Here is a 17,726-nt window from a genome sequence, read left to right on the forward strand (position 1 = left end):
TTCAAGCCTGTTCCTCGCCGTCGAGCAGTTGTTCCTCAAGGGCTTCGCGGTAGTCGCCCGGCGCCTGCCACAGCCCGCGCTGCTGGGCCTCCAGCAGGCGCTCGGTAAGGTCGCGCAGGGCCTCGGGGTTGTGCTCGCGCATGAAATCGCGGGTAGCCGGGTCGAGCACGTAGGCATCGGCCAGCCCTTGGTAATGATGGTCGTCGATCAGGTGCGTGGTGGCATCAAAGGCGAACAGGTTGTCGACCGTCGCCGCCATCTCGAAGGCGCCCTTGTAGCCGTGGCGCTTGACCCCGTCTATCCACTTGGGGTTGAGCGCGCGGGCGCGGATCACCCGGTTCAGCTCTTCCTTGAGGGTACGGATGCGGGGTCGGTCTGCCTGGCTGTGGTCGCCGTGGTAGCTGGCCACCGGCGCCCCGGACAAGGTTTCTGACGCCGCCAGCATGCCACCCTGGAACTGGTAGTAATCGTTCGAATCGAGCAGGTCATGCTCGTGGTTGTCCTGGTTCTGCAGCACCGCCTGCACCGTGGCCAGGCGTTGGGCGAACTGGGCGCGGGCCGGGGTGCCGTCGTCGCTGCCGCCGTAGGCGTAGCCACCATGGTTGAGGTAGACCTCGGCCAGATCGTCGCGGCTGTGCCACAGGCGCCCGTCGATAGCGTTCTGCACCCCGGCGCCATACGCGCCGGGCTTGGCGCCGAACACCCGCCAGCCTGCCTGGCGCGCGGCCTGCTCGGCGTCTACCCCTTGCGCTTGCAGCGTGGCACGCTCGCTGCGTACACGGGCGGCCAACGGGTTGAGATCATCGGGTTCGTCCAGCGCGGCCACCGCCTGCACGGCCGCATCGAACAGGCGGATAAGGTTGCCGAAGGCATCGCGGAAAAAGCCCGAAACGCGCAAGGTCACATCCACCCGCGGGCGGTCGAGCAGGCCCAGCGGCAGTATTTCAAAATCGTCAACGCGCTGGCTGCCGGTCGCCCACACCGGCCGCACGCCCATCAGCGCCATGGCCTGGGCGATGTCGTCGCCGCCAGTACGCATGGTAGCCGTGCCCCACACCGACAGGCCGAGCTGGCGCAGGTGATCGCCGTGGTCCTGCAGGTGGCGCTCGAGGATCAGGCTGGCCGAGGCGAAACCCAGGCGCCAGGCCGTGGTGGTAGGCAGGTTGCGCACGTCCACGGTATAGAAGTTGCGGCCGGTGGGCAGCACGTCGAGGCGCCCACGGCTGGGCGCGCCGCTGGGGCCGGCAGGCACGAATCGCCCGGCCAGCGCCGCCAGCAGGCCACTCATTTCAGCAGCGCCGCAGGCATCCAGGCTGGGCGCCACCGCTTCGCGCAAGGCCTGCACCACGTCGTGCACCGGCTGCCATTCGCTCGGTTCAGGCAACTGCAGGGTGCCGCCCAGCGCTTGCTCGATCACCTGCTGCGCCAAAAGCTCCAGGCGCTCGCGGGTATCGCCACAGGTGCGCCAGGGTTCACTGCTCATGGCCAGAAGCTGCTCAGGGCGTTCGCCCTGCCAGGGGAGCCCAAGCTCACAATCGAGCGGGTCAAAGCCTGGCACCAAGGCCTTGGCCAAGGCCCGCAGCAGGCTGGCATTACCACCACGACCGTCGCCACGCTCGACCCGCAACAGCGCCAGCAGCGTGTCCAGGCGCAGCCGCCCTTCTGGCGATTGGCCAAACACGTGCAGGCCATCGCGAATCTGCGATTCCTTCAGGTCGCACAGATAGGTGTCCAGGCGCGGCAGCCAGACGGAGGCATCGTCCAGCTGCCCTTCCAGTTGCAGCTCACGGTCGATGTGGTTGACCTTGACCAGCTCGAGGATGTCGCGCTGCAACTCGCGTGCACGCCGCGGGTCGAGTAGCTGCGCTTCGTAGAACTCGTCGGCCAGTTGCTCCAGGTGGCGCAACGGGCCGTAGGTTTCGGCGCGGGTCAGCGGCGGCATCAAGTGGTCGATGATCACGGCTTGGGTACGGCGCTTGGCCTGGGCGCCCTCGCCCGGGTCGTTGACAATGAACGGGTAGATGTTCGGCAGCGGGCCAAGCAGCGCGTCCGGCCAGCACTGCGCCGACAAGCCGACGCCCTTGCCGGGCAGCCATTCGAGGTTGCCGTGCTTGCCGACATGGATCACCGCGTCGGCGGCGAACGCGTGGCGCAGCCAGAAGTGAAACGCCAGGTAGCCGTGCGGCGGCACCAGGTCGGGGTCGTGATACACCGCGCTGGGGTCTACCTGGTAGCCCCGGGCGGGCTGGATGCCGACGAAGGTCAGGCCAAAGCGCAAGCCGGCCACCATCAGCCGGCCGCTGCGGTACATCGGGTCCTGCTCGGGCGGCCCCCAGCGCTCCAGCACTGCCTGGCGATTGGCCTCGGGCAAGCGCTCGAAGGCGGCCTGGTAGTCGGCCAGGCTCAGGCTCTGGGCGCAAGGGCGCTGGTCGAGGTGGTCAAGGTCGTTGGTCACGCCGCCGAGCAGCTGGTGAATCAGTTGCGTGCCGCTGCCCGGCAAATCGGCCAGCGGATAGCCTTCGGTCTGCAGCGCCTTGAGAATGTTCAGTGCGGCAGCGGGCGTGTCCAGGCCGACGCCGTTGCCAATGCGGCCATCGCGGGTCGGGTAGTTGGCCATTACCAGGGCCACGCGTTTCTGGGCATTGGGCAGGTGCGCCAGCTCGACCCAGCGGCGGGCCAGCTCGGCGACGAAGTCCATGCGCTCGGGGTGGGCGCGGTAGCACACCACGTCGGACTGGCTGCGCTCGCTGCGCCAGGCCATGTCCTTGAAACTGACCGGGCGGGTAATGATGCGCCCGTCCAGTTCGGGCAAGGCGATGTGCATGGCCAGGTCTCGCGCACCCAGCCCCTGTTCGCTGGCTTCCCAGCCGGGCTGGTTGTCCTGCGCGCAGATGGCCTGCAGCACCGGAATGTCACGGCGGAACGGGCGCAGGTTGGGTCGCTCGGGGCTGGACAGGGCAAAACCGGTGGTATTGACCAGCACTTCGGCACCGACTTCGTCCAGCCAGGCCTCAACCTGCTCCAGACAGGCGCTTTCCTTGAGGCTGGCCACGGCAATCGGCAACGGGTTCAAGCCAGCGGCTTGCAGGCGCTGGCAGAACACGTCGATGAACGCGGTGTTGGCCGCCTGCAAGTGGGAGCGGTAGAACAGCAGCGGCGCCACCGGGTAGTCCGGGTGCCAGTGCGGGTACCAGTCTTCCAGTGCCGCACTGCCCTTGGCCGGGTGATACACAGCGGTGCGCGGCAAGGGTTGCGGCTCGTCCCAGGCATAATCGCGGCCCAGCCACTGGTTGGCCAGGCAGTTGTACAGGTTGATGGCATTGGCCTTGCCGCCCTGGCGCAAGTAGTGCCAGAGGCGCTCGGCCTGGTCGCCCGTGACGGTGCCCAGGCGGGTCAGCTCCGGGTCCGGGCGGTCATCACCCGGCACCAGTATCAGCTGCACGCCACGGGCGGCCAGCTCGACCAATTGCTCGACACCATAGCGCCAGTAGCCGACGCCGCCGTGCAGCGACACCAGGATGACCTTGGCATGGCGCAGCACCTGGTCGACATACAGGTCGACCGAAGCGTGGTTCTGCACCTGCATCGGGTTGGCCAGGCGCAGGCTGGGGAAGCCTTCAGGCAATTGCTCGGCGGTATCGGCGAGCAACGCCAGGTGCGAATCGCCGCTGCAGAGAATCACCAGCTCGGCGGGTGTCTGGCCGAGATCGGCAATACTGTCGTCCGGCACGAAGCCGCCGGGCTGGGTCCGCAGCAGGTGCACGGGTCAGGCGCCCAAGGCCTGGCGCAGGCGCGCTTCCAGCTGGGCAGCGTCCAGTTCCTGGCCGATCAGCACCAGGCGGGTGATGCGCGGCTCGTCGGCACGCCAGGCGCGGTCGAAGTGCTTGTCGAAACGGGTACCCACGCCTTGTACCAGCAGGCGCATCGGCTTGCCCGGGATGGCCGCGAAGCCTTTGGCGCGCAGGATGCCGAACTCCACCACCAGCTGGGTGAGGGCGTCGAGCAGCAGGCTTTCGTCGGCCTCTGGCAGGTCGATGGAAATGGAATCGAAAGCGTCGTGATCATGGTCGTCATGATCATCGCCGTCGTGGTGCGAATCGTGGTGGGTGCGGCGGCCATCGATGTGTGCCTCGGACTCGGCGCCCACGCCCAGCAGCACCTCCAGTGGCAGCTTGCCGCTGCTGGCCTCGACCACCTTGACCGCCGGCGGCAGTTCTTCGGCCACCTCGGCGCGGACCTTGGCCAGGCCTTCGGCGTCTATCAGGTCGGCCTTGTTCAGTACCACCAGGTCGGCGCTGGCCAGCTGATCGGCGAACAGCTCATGCAGTGGCGATTCGTGGTCCAAATTAGGGTCGAGCTTGCGCTGGGCATCGACCTGGTCCGGGTAGGCGGCGAAAGTGCCGGCGGCCACGGCCGGGCTGTCGACCACGGTGATGACTGCGTCGACAGTGCAGGCGTTGCGGATTTCCGGCCACTGGAAGGCTTGCACCAGCGGCTTGGGCAGGGCCAGGCCGCTGGTTTCGATCAGGATGTGATCCAGGTCGCCACGGCGTGCCACCAGCTCGCGCATGACCGGGAAGAACTCTTCCTGCACGGTGCAGCACAGGCAGCCGTTGGCCAATTCATAGACGCGGCCGCTGGCTTCTTCTTCGGTGCAACCGATGCTGCACTGCTTGAGGATTTCGCCGTCGATGCCCAGTTCGCCGAATTCGTTGACGATCACCGCAATGCGGCGGCCCTGGGCGTTGTCGAGCATGTGGCGCAGCAAGGTGGTCTTGCCCGAGCCGAGGAAGCCGGTAACGATGGTAACGGGGAGCTTGGCCAGTGTTTTCATGTCGCATTGCCCTTGGCAGAGTGGCGCGGGCATGCAGGACGACAGCCGCGGGCCAGGCCGGCCGGGCTTGTTCGCCACCGGATCACCCCGCCCGGTTGAAAGTCGAAAACGTTGCGAGGCAGGTCTCCTGGCTTGCACCGTTCCATCCCCCCGTTCAGTTGAACCGCGGGCTGGCGGGATGACGCCTTCCCGCGCGTTGGCGCAGTGGCTGTGTCGATCCGTTGTCGGTGCTTACAGTTGCGGGGGCAGCCGCGGCTTTTACCGCGTTCCCGTCTTAGCTTCGGCCTGGCCGAAGAACCTCGAAGTGGCAAGGCTACGCAGTGGCTGGCGGGTGGTCAACCATTGCTGCGGGGCTTGCCGACAACTCTTGGCAGCACTGCGGTACAGTGGCGACTTTGCCCACTGTCAAGGACGCCCCATGCCCCTCGCCCCCGCCATCCCGGTACTGCGCATCTTCTCGGTCGACAAGGCCAGGGAGTTCTACATGGATTTCCTCGGTTTCAGCCTGGACTGGGAGCACCGCTTCAGCCCGGACCTGCCGTTGTACATGCAGATTCACCGCGATGGCCTGATCCTGCACCTTACCGAGCACCATGGCGATGCCTGCCCCGGCTCTACAGTGTTTGCCCGCATCGACGACCTGCGGGCGCTGGAGCATGAACTGCAAGGCAAACAGTACGGTTACGCCCGGCCCGAAACAGAGCGCCTGGACTGGGGCCTGCAGATGCAGGTGTGCGACCCGTTCGGCAACCGCCTGCGCTTCTGCCAGCAGATCGATGACGAGGCCAACCTGTGAAGCGCAAGACGTAAGACTGGCTGCGCCTGTGAGATCGAGCGCCGCCCGCGCGGCGCTCGATCTCACAGGCACTGAAACTGCTGCGACGAACACCTTAAACCCCACATCCCACCCCTCGCACACGGCGGGCGGTACTTTACCCGCCCCCAACGGGCCGTTAGGCTACGCACTCCCCCAATACGAGGTATTCGTCCAATGCGCCATTAATGCCGCCGTCCATTCGACGGCCAGTCTTCAGCCTCCGGTTTGCTCCGGAGATGTCGCGGCATTTGTGGAGTTGTGCATGACGAACACGTCGATCCTGACGCTGGACAGCGTCTCCTTGGCCTTGCCTGATGGCCGGCTACTGTTTACCGACCTCAACGAAACCTTCGACCAACAGCGTACCGGCCTGGTCGGGCGCAATGGCGTGGGCAAGAGCCTGCTAGGGCAGGTTCTTGCCGGCCAGCGTGCACCGAGCAGCGGCCTGTGCAGGCGCCGTGGGCCTGTCCATCTGCTGAACCAGCAGGTAATCGAGCGCAGCGCCACACTTGCCGAGCTGGCGCAGGTGGGGGCGGTGGTTGCGGCGCTCGAGCGCATCGAGCAAGGCAGCATCAACCCCCAGGATTTCGACACCGTTGGCGAGCGCTGGGATATCCGCGAGCAATTGCAGATGCACCTGCAGCGCAACGGCCTGGGTCACCTTGACTGGCGCCAGCCCGCACGCAGCCTGAGCGGCGGCCAGGCCATGCGCGTGGCGCTGGCAGGCGCATGGCTCAGCGGTGCCGACTACCTGATCCTCGACGAACCGAGTAACCACCTGGACAGCGACGCCCGTGCCCAGCTGCTGAGCATGATCGAGGGCTGGGACCGAGGTTTGCTGGTAATCAGTCACGACCGCAGCCTGCTGGCGCACATGGCGCGCATTGTCGAACTGTCCAGCCTCGGTTTGCAGGCCTATGGCGGCAACTACAGCTTCTATGCAGCACAAAAAGCCAGCCAGGTGGCGCAAGCCCAGCAGCAACTTGCCCGGCTGAAGCAGGAGCAACAACGCCAGGCCCGTGAATTGCAGCGCCAGCGCGAAGACCTGGAACGCCATCAGGCCCGGGCCGGGCGTCAAGCCAGGCATGCCAACCAGGCCAAGATCCTGGTCGACCGCCAGCAGGAACGCAGCCAGGCCACGGCGGGCAAGCAGCGGCGTGATCATCGCGATGCCCGGCAGGCACTACTGGGCAAAGTGCATGACGCCGCCCGTGAGGTCGAGCAAGCCACTGCAATTACTTTGCATGCCCCCACGCCCCAGCGTCATGCGGGCCGCGAAGTGTTGGCCCTGCAGGCACTTCGCTTGCCCCATGGCACCCGAAAACCGCTTGACCTGCGCTTGTGCCTGGGCCAGCGGCTGGGTCTGGTCGGCGCCAATGGCAGTGGCAAGTCCACGCTGCTAAGGCTGCTGAACGGGGAATTACCGGCATCTCCCGACACTTTGCGCCGCAGTGGCGAAACAGCCCTGCTCGACCAGCACTGCAGCACCCTGGCAGGCCACAACAGCGTGCTTGAACACCTGCGCCAAGCCAACCCGGTGCTGGCCCAGGGCGAATTGCGCAGCCGCCTGGCACAACTGGGCCTGGATGCGGCCCGTATCGAGCTGCCCAGCAGCCTGCTCAGCGGCGGCGAGCGGATGAAGGCAGCGCTGGCCGCCGTGCTGTACCGCGAGCGGCCCCTCGACCTGTTGCTGCTGGATGAGCCCGGCAACCACCTTGACCTGCCGTCACTGGCAGCCCTGGAGCGCATGCTCGGGCAGTTTCGCGGGGCGCTGATAGTGGCGTCCCATGACGCGGTTTTGCTGGAAAACCTGGCCCTGCATGGCTACCTGCACTTGTAGGAGCAGCCTTGTGCTGCGAAAGGGCCGGTACTGGCGACACAATTGCATCCAATGGACCGGCCTCTTCGCAGCACAAGGCTGCTCCTACAACGACCGCGGACCGAGAATAATGCATCGCAGGCTATCAATTCGTGACTGGCCGTTCCCGATCCGCGACGGATGTATTATGGTGGCGTGGTGCGCATATAACAGCAGCCCGAGCGATCGGGCACTTGCAAGACAATGAGGGTGTCATGAGCAACGAAAGCATTAACTGGGACAAGCTGGGTTTCGACTACATCAAAACCGACAAACGCTACCTGTCCGTATGGCGCAATGGCGAGTGGGACAAGGGCACCCTGACCGACGACAACGTGCTGCACATCAGTGAAGGCTCCACGGCCCTGCACTACGGCCAGCAATGCTTCGAAGGCCTCAAGGCCTACCGTTGCAAGGACGGCTCGATCAACCTGTTCCGCCCCGACCAGAACGCCGCCCGCATGCAGCGCAGCTGCGCCCGCCTGCTGATGCCGCACGTGCCGACCGATGTGTTCATCGAAGCGTGCAAGCAAGTGGTCAAGGCGAACGAAAAGTTCGTGCCACCGCACGGCAAAGGCGCCCTGTACCTGCGCCCGTTCGTGATCGGCACCGGCGACAACATTGGCGTGCGCACCGCCCCTGAGTTCATCTTCTCGGTCTTCGCCATTCCGGTTGGCTCGTACTTCAAGGGCGGCATGAAGCCGCACAACTTCCAGATCTCCAGCTTCGACCGCGCCGCCCCACAAGGCACCGGCGCAGCCAAGGTCGGTGGCAACTACGCCGCCAGCCTGCAGCCAGGCGCTGAAGCCAAGAAGGCCAACTTCGCCGACGCCATCTACCTCGATCCGCTGACCCATACCAAGATCGAGGAAGTCGGTTCGGCCAACTTCTTCGGCATCACCGCCAAAAACGAGTTCGTTACCCCGAAATCGGCCTCGGTGCTGCCAGGCATCACCCGTCTGTCGCTGATGGAACTGGCGCAATCGCGCCTGGGCCTGACCGTGATCGAAGGCGATGTCGAAATCAGCAAGCTGGACCGCTTCATCGAAGCCGGCGCTTGCGGTACTGCTGCAGTGATCACCCCGATCGGCGGTATCGAGTACAACGGCAAGCTGCACGTGTTCCACGACCTGGAAAAGGTTGGCCCGGTTACCCAGAAGCTCTACAACGAGCTGACCGGCATCCAGAGCGGTGATGTTGAAGCACCGGCAGGCTGGATCGTCAAGGTCGCCTGAGGCGCATCAGATATATGAAAACGGGGCATGCCAGCGATGGTATGCCCCGTTTTTTTGACAGAGTTGATGACCCTGTGAGAGCGGACGTGCCCACTCCCACAGGGAACGCGTGAGCATTCGCAATTGAGGCCGGCTACTCATGCCACGCGACGCTGCATCAGCAGATGCCGGGCTTTGTCGAACGCCCAGTTGTACAGCACGGTGTAGGGCAGGATGATCACGAAGAAACCCAGCTCCACCATGAACGCCTGCAGCAGCGAAATATCCAGCATCCACGCCGCCACCGGCAGGCACCACACCACCAGCCCGGCCTCGAACCCCAGACCGTGCACAAAGCGCGCACCGGCCTTCCAGTGGATGCGTTCAGTCTGCACCCAGCGATCGACCAGCGCGTTGTAGACCATGTTCCACAACATGGCGATCACCGATAGGGCTATTGCCAATGCCCCCGCCGTCGCCAGCGATTTGCCCATCACCCAGGACAACAGCGGTGCGCACAGCAGCACCGCGAATACTTCATAGCCTACGGCGTGTACCAGGCGTTCGGTGAAAGAGACCGTTTTCATTGCAAATTCCATCCATTGCGTGAGTCGTGCTTCCTATTTTCTTTGATAGAACTGATACTCGCGACATAGCTACCATCGGTTTTATCAATACCATGCGCTACTCACCCGAAGCTCTGGTCGCCTTTGTCGAAGCCGCATCGCTGGGTTCGTTTTCTGCGGCGGCACGCAAACTGCGCAAAAGCCAGTCCACGATCAGCATCGCCATCGCCAATTTCGAAGCCGATATCGGCTACCCGCTGTTTGATCGCGGTGGCCGCCACCCCACGCTGAACGAAGCGGGCCGACAGGTGCTAAGCCATGTCGAAGCGATCCTGGACGCCAGCGCCCAGCTCGATGCCCTGGCGGTCAGGCTGGCGCAAAACGTCGAGGCGCTGGTCTCGGTGGTGATGTCGGACAGCTACAGCGTCACCTTCCAGGGCGCCGTGATGGCCCGCTTCGCCCAGCAGTACCCGCACACCGAATTGCGCTGCGGCCCGGCGGAAGACGCTGATGTGATCGATATGATCCAGCAGGGCCTGGCCCACGTCGGCATTTTGGCCACTCAGCCTAGCTACCCCGCCGACGTTGCCGTGGCGCGCTTGCCCGAGCAGGCGGAGTTCGGTGTGTATGTGGCCAGCGGGCACCCGTTGGCGGGCCTGAAAACGGTGCAAACGCAACACCTTGAAAACGCGCGGCAGCTGTACATCAAGACCTACGCCCCCAGCCTGCACCGCGGCCGCGGCCAGGCCTGGTCGGCACCGGATTACCTCACCCTGCTGGAATTTGCCGTACGCGGGTTTGGCTGGGCCGAACTGCCCAGGGCGCTGGTGGCGCGGTTTGGCAACGAGCTAGTGGAGTTGCAGATAGCGGGTTACCCGCGCCGGGTGGATATGGATGTGGCGTGGTCAAGCCGGCGGGCGCTTGGGCCGGCGGGGCAATGGCTGGTGCGGCAGATGCTGGGGCAGTAGGTCTTAACCTGCCAGAATCTGGCGCTGCCGCGTAGTCCATCGCGGCACAAGGCCGCTCCTGCAGGGGGTCGCGTTCTCTTGTGGGAGCGACCCCGTAGTGCGCCAGAACACAACAACCAGTACACCCAGCGACAAGCCTTCCCCCCGCCCTGCCCCGTAGCCTGTCACCACGCGCCGCCCCGCCGCGGCACGCACCTAAAGCACAAGAACAAACGTTGGTGACCTATGCAGACAGTAGATCCGATCACCCTTGCGGTTGTCCGGGGTGCGCTGGAGACAGCGCAGCGCGAAATGACCCTGACCCTGGAAAAGACCGGGCGCTCCAGTGTGTTCAACCTGGCCCACGATTACTCCAACTCGCTGTTCGACCACCTGCCGGAGATGATCCTGCAAGGCCAGGACATCCCCATCCACCTGGGCTCGCTGATCCCGGCCATGAAATGCGTGGCCGGGTTCTTCGGCGAAGACATCGCCGAAGGCGACGTGATCTACCACAACGACCCCGCCTACAAGGGCAGCCATATTCTTGACTGCTGCATGTACAAGCCGGTGTATTACCAGGGGGAACTGGTGTTCTGGACCGTGTGCAAAGGCCACCTGACCGACATCGGCGGCCCTGTACCCGCCGGTTACAACCCCGACGCCAAGGAAATCTACGCCGAAGGGCTGCGCATCCCACCGGTCAAACTGTGGGAAAAGGGCAAGCGCCGCGAAGACGTGATCAACTTCATGCTCACCAACATGCGCGCCCGCCCCTATCAGGAAGGCGACCTCAATGCCCAGTACGGCGCCTGCAAGGTCGGCGAGCGGCACTTGCTGGAGCTGCTGGACAAGTACGGCGTGGCCCAAGTACGTGCCTGCATTGCCGAGCTGAAGAACATGGCCGACCGGCACATGCGCGCGCTTTTGCGCGATGTGCCGGACGGTGACTACAGCGGCACCGCCGTTCTTGAAGATGCCGGCCACGGCCTTGGCGAACTGGCCATCACCGCCCATGTGCAGATACGTGGTGACCAGGCCCACGTGCGTATCGACAGCCCGCCGCAAGTGCCGTACTTCATCAACTCCTACGAGGGCAACTCGGTATCGGGCGTATACCTGGGGCTGATGATGTTCGCCCAGGTGGCACCGCCCTACAACGAAGGCCTGTACCGCTGCGTCACGGTCGATGTCGGGCCCAGGGGAACCCTGTGCAACGCCGAAGAACCGGCGCCCCATGTCAACTGCACCACCACGCCGATGGAAACACTGGCCGATGCCGTGCGCACCGCGCTGGAGCAAGCCTCACCACAGCGGGTAACGGCCTCCTGGGGGCACACCAGCGGCATCAACATCGCCGGCCACGACCCGCGCAACGGCAACAGCGAGTACGTGACGATGGTGCTGGCCTCGATCATTTCCGGTGCCGGTGCCAACCAGGTGATGGATGGCTGGCACGCCTGCGGCCCGCTGTGCTGCTTCGGGGCGCTGATGAGCGGCGACATCGAACTGCTCGAACACGCCTATCCGGTGCTGATCCACCGTTACAGCCTGATGGCCGACAGTGGTGGCGCCGGTGAATTGCGCGGTGGTTCGGGCACCCGCCTGGAGATCGAACCGCTTGACCACGCCATGACTGTGGTCGGCTTCGGCGAAGGCCGCCAGCTGCCCACCGCCGGTGCCGCCGGGGCACGCAATGCCCTGCTCGAACCCAAGCTGGGCCGGCTGATCCACCGCCACGTCGACGGTAGCGAAGACCACTATACGCAAAACCCGATGCTCACCCTGCAACCCGGTGAACGCATCATCAACATCAACCCGGGGGGCGGTGGCTACGGCGACCCGCTGCGCCGCCCGGTCACCGCCGTACTGGAGGATGTGCGCAACGGCCTGGTCTCGCCACAAGGGGCAGCCCTGGAGTATGGCGTGGTCCTCGATGACGATGGCCGCCTCGACGAAACCGCAACCCGCCTTGCCCGCGCCCCGCGCTGCCCGGAGAACCATCATGCGTAATCAATATCGCCTGGGCATCGATGCCGGCGGCACCTTCACCGATTTCATCCTGGCCGACCGCGACGGCGGCGTGCAGCTGTTCAAGGCCCCGTCCACGCCGCAGGATGGCACCTTGGCCATTCGCGCCGGCCTGGCGCAGATCGCCGACGCCACCGGGCGCAGCCCGGCCGAGCTGATCGCCAACTGCGACCTGTGCATCAACGGCACCACGGTGGCCCTCAACGCGCTGATCGAGCGCACCGGGGTCAAGGTGGGCCTGCTGTGCACCGACGGGCACGAGGACAGCCTGGAAATCCGCCTGGGTCACAAGGAGGAAGGCCACCGCTACGACGCTCATTATCCGCCGGCACACATGCTTGCCCCACGCCATCTGCGCCGCCCGGTAGGTGGCCGCATCCTCGGAGATGGACGTGAGCACAGCCCGCTGGACGAGCGCGCCATTCATGACGCCATCGACTACTTCCGTGCCGAAGGCGTGCAGGCCGTGGCCATTTCCTTCCTGTGGTCGGTGCGCAACCCCAGCCACGAGCAGCGGGCCGCCGAGCTGGTACGGGCCGCCCTGCCCGGGGTGTTCGTCTGCACCGGCTGCGAGGTGTTCCCACAGATTCGCGAGTACACCCGCACCTCCACCACCGTGGTCAACGCTTACCTCAGCCCCGTGATGGCGCGCTATGTGGCGCGCATCGACAGCCTGTTCCAGGAGCTTGGCGCGCAGCAGCCAGTGCGATATTTCCAGTCCAACGGTGGCCTGGCGCCCGGGCACCTGATGCGCGAGCGCGCCGTCAATGCAATCAACTCCGGCCCCGCCTCGGCGCCACAGGCGGGCCTGGCGGTGGCGAGGCCGTTCGGTATCGATAACGTCATCACCGTGGACATGGGCGGCACCTCGTTCGACATCACCCTGACCAACGCCGGCCGTACCAACTTCAGCAAGGACGTCGACTTCCTGCGCCAGCGCATCGGCGTGCCGATGATCCAGGTGGAGACCCTGGGCGCCGGCGGCGGCTCCATTGCCCACCTGGACGAGCTCGGCATGCTCCAGGTCGGCCCGCGCAGCGCTGGTGCCATGCCTGGGCCGGTGTGCTATGGCAAAGGGGGTAGCGAACCCACGGTAACCGACGCCAACCTGGCGCTGGGCTACCTGCCCGACGGCGCACTACTGGGCGGCAGCATCCGCCTGAACCGCCAGGCCGCACTGGACGCTATCCGCAGCAAGATCGCCGAACCGTTAGGTATCAGCGTGGAACGCGCAGCATTCGGCATCACCACCCTGGTCAACCTGAACATGGTCAACGGCATTCGCCGCGTGTCCATCGAACGCGGCCACGACCCGCGCGACTTCGCCCTGATCGGCGCTGGTGGCGCAGCGGGCATGCACGTGGTGCGCCTGGCCGAAGAAATCGGCATGCAGACCGTGTTGATCCCCAAGGTGGCCTCAGGCCTGTGCGCGTTCGGCCAGATCCTGTCCGACGTGCGCTACGACCAGCTCACCAGCCTGTCGATGCGGCTGGACGCCGGGCACGTGAACCTGGCGCAGCTCAACCAGGCCCTTGCCGAGCTGCGTCAACAAGGCCTGGCAAACTTGCGTGAAGACGGTTTTGGCGACCAGGCCAGCAGCTGCCACTACACCCTGGAAATGCGCTATCTGGGGCAAATCCATGAATGCAGCGTGGAGCTGCAGCAGCATGCACTGGATGACGCGGGCCTGGCCGCACTGATCAGCCGCTTCCACAGCCGCCACCAGACCCTGTACTCGTACAGCGAGCCCGACAGCCCGGTGGAGCTGGTGAACCTGGAGTGTTCGGTAATTGGTCACCTGCCGCGTCCGCCACAACCCGAGCTGCAGGGGCCGGCCCAACCACCCGCGCCTGCCCCGGAAGGTGTCCGCCCGATGCTGTTCAGTGCCGAGGGCGAATGGCAGCCCACGCCGGTGTTCAACGGCAACCGCCTGCTGCCGGGGCAGACGGTGCATGGCCCGTGCGTCATCGAGGAAGACACCACCAACATCGTCCTGCCCCCCGGCTGGCAGGCGCGCCTGGAGCCTTCGGCCACCTACCGGGTGACACGCGGGGCTTGATCAAACGGTCGGCGTGCGCCGATCATGGGCCTGAAGCCGCCCGGCAGCCTTGCGCTGCCGGGCGGTTTGCACAATAACAAGAGCTGCTTGAGTAGCTTGCCTGCAGTTCCTTTTTTCAATGCTGCCCTCTTTGAAAAAGGACCCACCATGCCCACAGAAATCTCGACCCACGGCTGGGCACAGCCGGAGCGCCAGGCGCGCTGGGCCGAAGCCATCAGTGAAACCTATTTCCCGTTGAGCCTGGAGTTTGCCAGCGAGCAGCCATTCGATGGCCACCTGCAGCGCTGGAGCACGCCCAGCACGCCACTCAGCCTTTCACGCCTGCGCTCCAGCCCGCTGGGCTACTCGCGCAGCAAGGCGCACGTTGGCCAGGACCATGAGGCGTTCTACCTGGTGACCGTGCCGCGCAGCAGCGAAGTGCACTTCGAACAGGAAGGCCACCCGCTCAGTTGCAGCCCGGGCGGGTTCATCGTCGAGCGCGGCGATGCGCCTTACCGCTTCCATTACGGCACGCAGAACGACCTGTGGGTGCTCAAGCTGCCCGAGCGGGCACTCAAGGCCAACCTGCTCGGGCACAAGCGCTATACCCGGCATTGCTTCGATGCCAGCCAGGGCCTGGGGCGCATCTTTGTAGAGCAACTGGACCTGTGTGCCCGCCATTTCGACGCCAGCCCGGCCGCTGCCCGGCATTTACTGCTGGAACAGGCTTCGGCCACGCTGCTGCTGGCCCTGCAGCAGGATGAGCGAGTACTGGGCAGTGAAGGCAATAACCTCAGCACCCTGCACCTGACACGGGTCGAGCAGTATGTGCAGCAACATCTGGGCGACCCCGAACTGTCGCCACAAACCATCGCCAGCGCCTGCGGGCTGTCGCTGCGCTACCTGCACAAGCTGTTCGCGATCACACCCTACACCCTTGGCGAGTGGGTGCGCCAACAGCGGCTGGAAGCCGTGCACCGCCAACTGCGCGACCCGCATTGCCACCTGGCCATCGGCGAGTTGGCATTCCGTTGGGGTTTTACCGACCAGGCGCAATTCACCCGGGCGTTTCGCCAGCACTACGGGTGCACGGCGCGAGAAGTCAGGGCTGCACGATTGCAGTGATTTGCGGGCTCAATCCCCCGCTGCCACATCCACCACCTTCCAGCTGTCATCCGGGTCGAAGCGCTTCATCTCCTTGGCCAGCCTGTCGCCGTGTGGCCCGAGGTCTTTTTCGAACACCTGGCCGTCGTGGCTGATCATGAAGCTCATCACCCCGGTGTCGTCGTACCTGGCCGGCCAGGCGACCATGGCGAAGCCACGGCTCATCTGGTTGCCGATCAGGTAGCTGTAGGCGCCACCGGGGGCGGACGGGCCTTGTGCGTCGAGGATGCGGAAGTGGTAGCCATACCAGTCATCGCCAACCACATCCTGGCCGAACAGCGGCCCCAGCGGGCTGACTTGGCCGTCGCCATCGTCGTCCCAGTACAAGCCGTCATGCTTGCCAGGCTCACTGAAGATTTTCTGCGCGTACTCCAGGGCACCGTTGCCGTTGTGGTCCTGGGTGGCGTAGTCCATTTGCGCATCGTGATAGGCCAGCAGCGACTGCAGAACGCCGAGCTCGTTGCGGCCGATGCGCCGGGCGCGAATTTCGGCGCTGCCGGCCTTGAGGTCGAAGCGCCAGCCCTGGCTGCTTTTGGTCAAGGGTATGGGCAAGGTCCAGTGAGCGTTGCCCACCGCCAGGATGGCCTTGCCCTCGCCTGCCCTGTCGATACTGTGCTGCGCGTGATACTGCTGCAGAAACGTGTCCACGTCGCTGCGTTGCACACCGCCACGCGGAATGTAGGTGCGCCAGTCATCACCCAGCAACTGGGCCAGGCGGGCTTCATCAGCCTTCTGCGCGCCCAGGGCCGCGACGAAGGACTCCACGGCCTGCTCCGGTGTCGGGAAGGCTTCCTGGGCAGCCGACACGCAAGCCCATGCCAAGCCTGCCGCAAGCAGCACTGCTGCAAAGGCTGAACGTTTCATCGACGGCCTCCTGCGCCGCGACGCATTGGCGCACTGGGCCGGGAGATCTGGTGGCCGGCGGCGCGTGATGCATTGGGCCGCTGGGCAAACGACTGGCTGGTACGACCGCGGTTGGCATGCAGGCTGGTGCGCGACGGCGAACCCACGCCGTCGAAGGCATTGTTACGCGCCCGGCCGGCGCTGTTGGCCGGCCGGTTCTGTGCCACCTGCCGGCCTTGGGCATTGCGTGGTTCCTGGCGACGGTCAGTTGCTCTGGCATTGTCGCCACGGGGTTGCATGCGGTTGCCGACCGAATTGCCGGCCTGCGCCTCGCGCATTTGCTGGCGTGCCTGGCGGTTGTCGGCGGCCGGCCGTTCCATGCCGGCGCGGTCCATCGAGGCCCGGGCCTTGTCCCGGGCCTGCGCCCGCTGGGCGTCGTCGCCACGGAAGGCGGTGCGCTGGGTGGCGCCGTCCAGTTGGCGGCCATACTGCTGGCGGCTGCGGGCATCGCGGTAAGGCACCCCTTCGCGGTTGGCGGCATTGTGCTGCCATTTGTTCTGGTTGTTGGTGATGCGGTTGTTGGCGTTGATGTTGTTGTAACGGTTGACGTCTATGTCGATGTCATTGTTGCCCCAGTCGCAGTCGCCCCACAACGAGGCGACGACCGCCACGCCGGTACCGAAGGCCAGGCCGGCCACCAGCGCGGAACCGGCGTAGTACATCGGCGGCGGCGGGTAGTACACGGGCGGTGAGGCCGGGTAGGCCCAGGTACCATAGGTGGTGGTGGGGTTGTAACTGGGCACGTACACCACTTGCGGCTCGGCAGGCTGAATGATGATGGTGGATGGGGCGCTGCTGGAAGCCTGTGTTGCCGGGGCAGCCTGCACCGTCACGTTCTGGTACTGGTTGCTTTGCAGGTTGCCGGCCGCCTGTGCCTGGTGACGCAAGCGCTGTACCGCGCCCATGACATCGTCGGGCTGCGCCAGGAACGCATCACCCAGGCGCTGCACCCACGCCGGGTCCTGGCCCAAAGTCGCCAGCAGCTGCGGGAAGGCGACCAGCGCTTGTACGCTCGGGTCCCACGGCTGCTTCGCGACCTGTTTGACGGCGTCATCGCCCGACGCCTTGGGGTTGGCCTTGGACCAGGTCACAGCTTCGCTCACCTGCCCCGGGTAAGTGGCGGCCATCAATACCTGCGCCAGCAGCGGATCGGGGTACAACGCAACCGGCGCCAGCATCTGGTCCAGCTGCTCTTGAGTGAACACCGGGGTCTTGGCCGCGACCGTGCCGGTTTGCGGAGCTGGGTCGGGGGCTGGTACGTCTTGCGCCAGCGCAGGGCCGGGCGCGGCGTTCAGGCACATCAGCGCCGACAGCAAAGCAAACAATGGCATGCGCATCGCTTATCCCCAACAGG

At 65.3% G+C, this 17,726-nt stretch carries 12 protein-coding genes and 1 riboswitch; of the genes, 7 read left to right on the plus strand and 5 right to left on the minus strand.

Translation table 11 applies throughout. From position 1 onward, the window contains the following. Position 1: 1 nt before the first annotated feature. Both cobN and cobW read right to left on the minus strand, forming a co-directional pair. On the minus strand, positions 2-3,763 hold the full coding sequence (gene cobN / locus SB765_RS03055; RefSeq protein WP_410930911.1) for a cobaltochelatase subunit CobN: 3,762 nt from the start codon (positions 3,761-3,763) through the stop codon (positions 2-4). 3 nt (positions 3,764-3,766) lie between these two features. Beyond that, positions 3,767-4,834 (minus strand): cobalamin biosynthesis protein CobW, encoded by a 1,068-nt coding sequence (gene cobW / locus SB765_RS03060; protein WP_016487376.1) that lies wholly within the window; start codon positions 4,832-4,834, stop codon positions 3,767-3,769. 99 nt (positions 4,835-4,933) lie between these two features. Continuing rightward, a riboswitch (cobalamin riboswitch) is annotated at positions 4,934-5,151 on the minus strand. Positions 5,152-5,252: 101 nt separating this feature from the next. Between cobW and SB765_RS03065 the strand changes: the two genes are divergently transcribed. From SB765_RS03065 to SB765_RS03075, 3 genes are all read left to right on the plus strand, one after another. Continuing rightward, positions 5,253-5,630: a glyoxalase superfamily protein gene (locus SB765_RS03065; RefSeq protein ID WP_410930912.1), complete on the plus strand. Its 378-nt coding sequence runs from the start codon at positions 5,253-5,255 to the stop codon at positions 5,628-5,630. 283 nt (positions 5,631-5,913) lie between these two features. Then, positions 5,914-7,491 (plus strand): ATP-binding cassette domain-containing protein, encoded by a 1,578-nt coding sequence (locus SB765_RS03070; protein WP_410930913.1) that lies wholly within the window; start codon positions 5,914-5,916, stop codon positions 7,489-7,491. Between the two features lie 233 nt (positions 7,492-7,724). Further along, a complete protein-coding gene (locus tag SB765_RS03075; protein ID WP_338744168.1) occupies positions 7,725-8,744 on the plus strand; it encodes a branched-chain amino acid aminotransferase in 1,020 nt (339 codons plus the stop codon). 137 nt (positions 8,745-8,881) lie between these two features. Here the strand turns inward: SB765_RS03075 and SB765_RS03080 are convergent, their stop codons facing one another. Beyond that, positions 8,882-9,310 (minus strand): multidrug/biocide efflux PACE transporter, encoded by a 429-nt coding sequence (locus SB765_RS03080; RefSeq protein WP_410930914.1) that lies wholly within the window; start codon positions 9,308-9,310, stop codon positions 8,882-8,884. A gap of 92 nt (positions 9,311-9,402) precedes the next feature. On the opposite strand from SB765_RS03080, the gene SB765_RS03085 reads away from it, so the two are divergent. The 4 genes from SB765_RS03085 to SB765_RS03100 all read left to right on the plus strand — a co-directional run bounded on the left by SB765_RS03085 (position 9,403) and on the right by SB765_RS03100 (position 15,430). After that, entirely contained in the window at positions 9,403-10,257 is an 855-nt protein-coding gene (locus SB765_RS03085) for a LysR family transcriptional regulator (RefSeq protein WP_410930915.1), read from the plus strand. Positions 10,258-10,482: 225 nt separating this feature from the next. Next, entirely contained in the window at positions 10,483-12,249 is a 1,767-nt protein-coding gene (locus SB765_RS03090) for a hydantoinase B/oxoprolinase family protein (RefSeq protein ID WP_410930916.1), read from the plus strand. After that, positions 12,242-14,326, plus strand: a complete 2,085-nt coding sequence (locus tag SB765_RS03095) for a hydantoinase/oxoprolinase family protein (protein ID WP_410930917.1) — start codon at positions 12,242-12,244, stop codon at positions 14,324-14,326. Before SB765_RS03090 ends, SB765_RS03095 begins: the two co-directional genes overlap by 8 nt. A 147-nt stretch (positions 14,327-14,473) precedes the next feature. Continuing rightward, positions 14,474-15,430 carry a helix-turn-helix domain-containing protein gene (locus SB765_RS03100; protein ID WP_197899044.1) on the plus strand — a complete coding sequence of 319 codons (957 nt, stop codon included), beginning with the start codon at positions 14,474-14,476 and terminating at the stop codon, positions 15,428-15,430. A gap of 9 nt (positions 15,431-15,439) precedes the next feature. Here SB765_RS03100 and SB765_RS03105 read toward each other — a convergent pair whose 3' ends face one another. Further along, complete coding sequence (locus SB765_RS03105) at positions 15,440-16,333, minus strand: DUF2950 domain-containing protein (protein ID WP_410930918.1); 894 nt, start codon at positions 16,331-16,333, stop codon at positions 15,440-15,442. Then, positions 16,330-17,709 carry a DUF3300 domain-containing protein gene (locus SB765_RS03110; protein ID WP_410930919.1) on the minus strand — a complete coding sequence of 460 codons (1,380 nt, stop codon included), beginning with the start codon at positions 17,707-17,709 and terminating at the stop codon, positions 16,330-16,332. The genes SB765_RS03105 and SB765_RS03110 overlap by 4 nt, the downstream gene beginning before the upstream one ends. Between the last annotated feature and the right edge of the window lie 17 nt (positions 17,710-17,726).

The sequence above is a fragment of the Pseudomonas sp. SIMBA_067 genome (genome assembly GCF_046534675.1).
In the GTDB taxonomy this organism is placed as follows: domain Bacteria; phylum Pseudomonadota; class Gammaproteobacteria; order Pseudomonadales; family Pseudomonadaceae; genus Aquipseudomonas; species Aquipseudomonas putida.

Excerpts from the sequence above, each read along its gene's own strand:
- cobW (WP_016487376.1), bottom strand. The coding sequence starts at position 4,834 with ATGAAAACACTGGCCAAGCTCCCCGTTACCATCGTTACCGGCTTCCTC.
- SB765_RS03065 (WP_410930912.1), top strand. The coding sequence starts at position 5,253 with ATGCCCCTCGCCCCCGCCATCCCGGTACTGCGCATCTTCTCGGTCGAC.
- SB765_RS03070 (WP_410930913.1), top strand. The coding sequence starts at position 5,914 with ATGACGAACACGTCGATCCTGACGCTGGACAGCGTCTCCTTGGCCTTG.
- SB765_RS03075 (WP_338744168.1), top strand. The coding sequence starts at position 7,725 with ATGAGCAACGAAAGCATTAACTGGGACAAGCTGGGTTTCGACTACATC.
- SB765_RS03080 (WP_410930914.1), bottom strand. The coding sequence starts at position 9,310 with ATGAAAACGGTCTCTTTCACCGAACGCCTGGTACACGCCGTAGGCTAT.
- SB765_RS03085 (WP_410930915.1), top strand. The coding sequence starts at position 9,403 with ATGCGCTACTCACCCGAAGCTCTGGTCGCCTTTGTCGAAGCCGCATCG.
- SB765_RS03090 (WP_410930916.1), top strand. The coding sequence starts at position 10,483 with ATGCAGACAGTAGATCCGATCACCCTTGCGGTTGTCCGGGGTGCGCTG.
- SB765_RS03095 (WP_410930917.1), top strand. The coding sequence starts at position 12,242 with ATGCGTAATCAATATCGCCTGGGCATCGATGCCGGCGGCACCTTCACC.
- SB765_RS03100 (WP_197899044.1), top strand. The coding sequence starts at position 14,474 with ATGCCCACAGAAATCTCGACCCACGGCTGGGCACAGCCGGAGCGCCAG.
- SB765_RS03105 (WP_410930918.1), bottom strand. The coding sequence starts at position 16,333 with ATGAAACGTTCAGCCTTTGCAGCAGTGCTGCTTGCGGCAGGCTTGGCA.
- SB765_RS03110 (WP_410930919.1), bottom strand. The coding sequence starts at position 17,709 with ATGCGCATGCCATTGTTTGCTTTGCTGTCGGCGCTGATGTGCCTGAAC.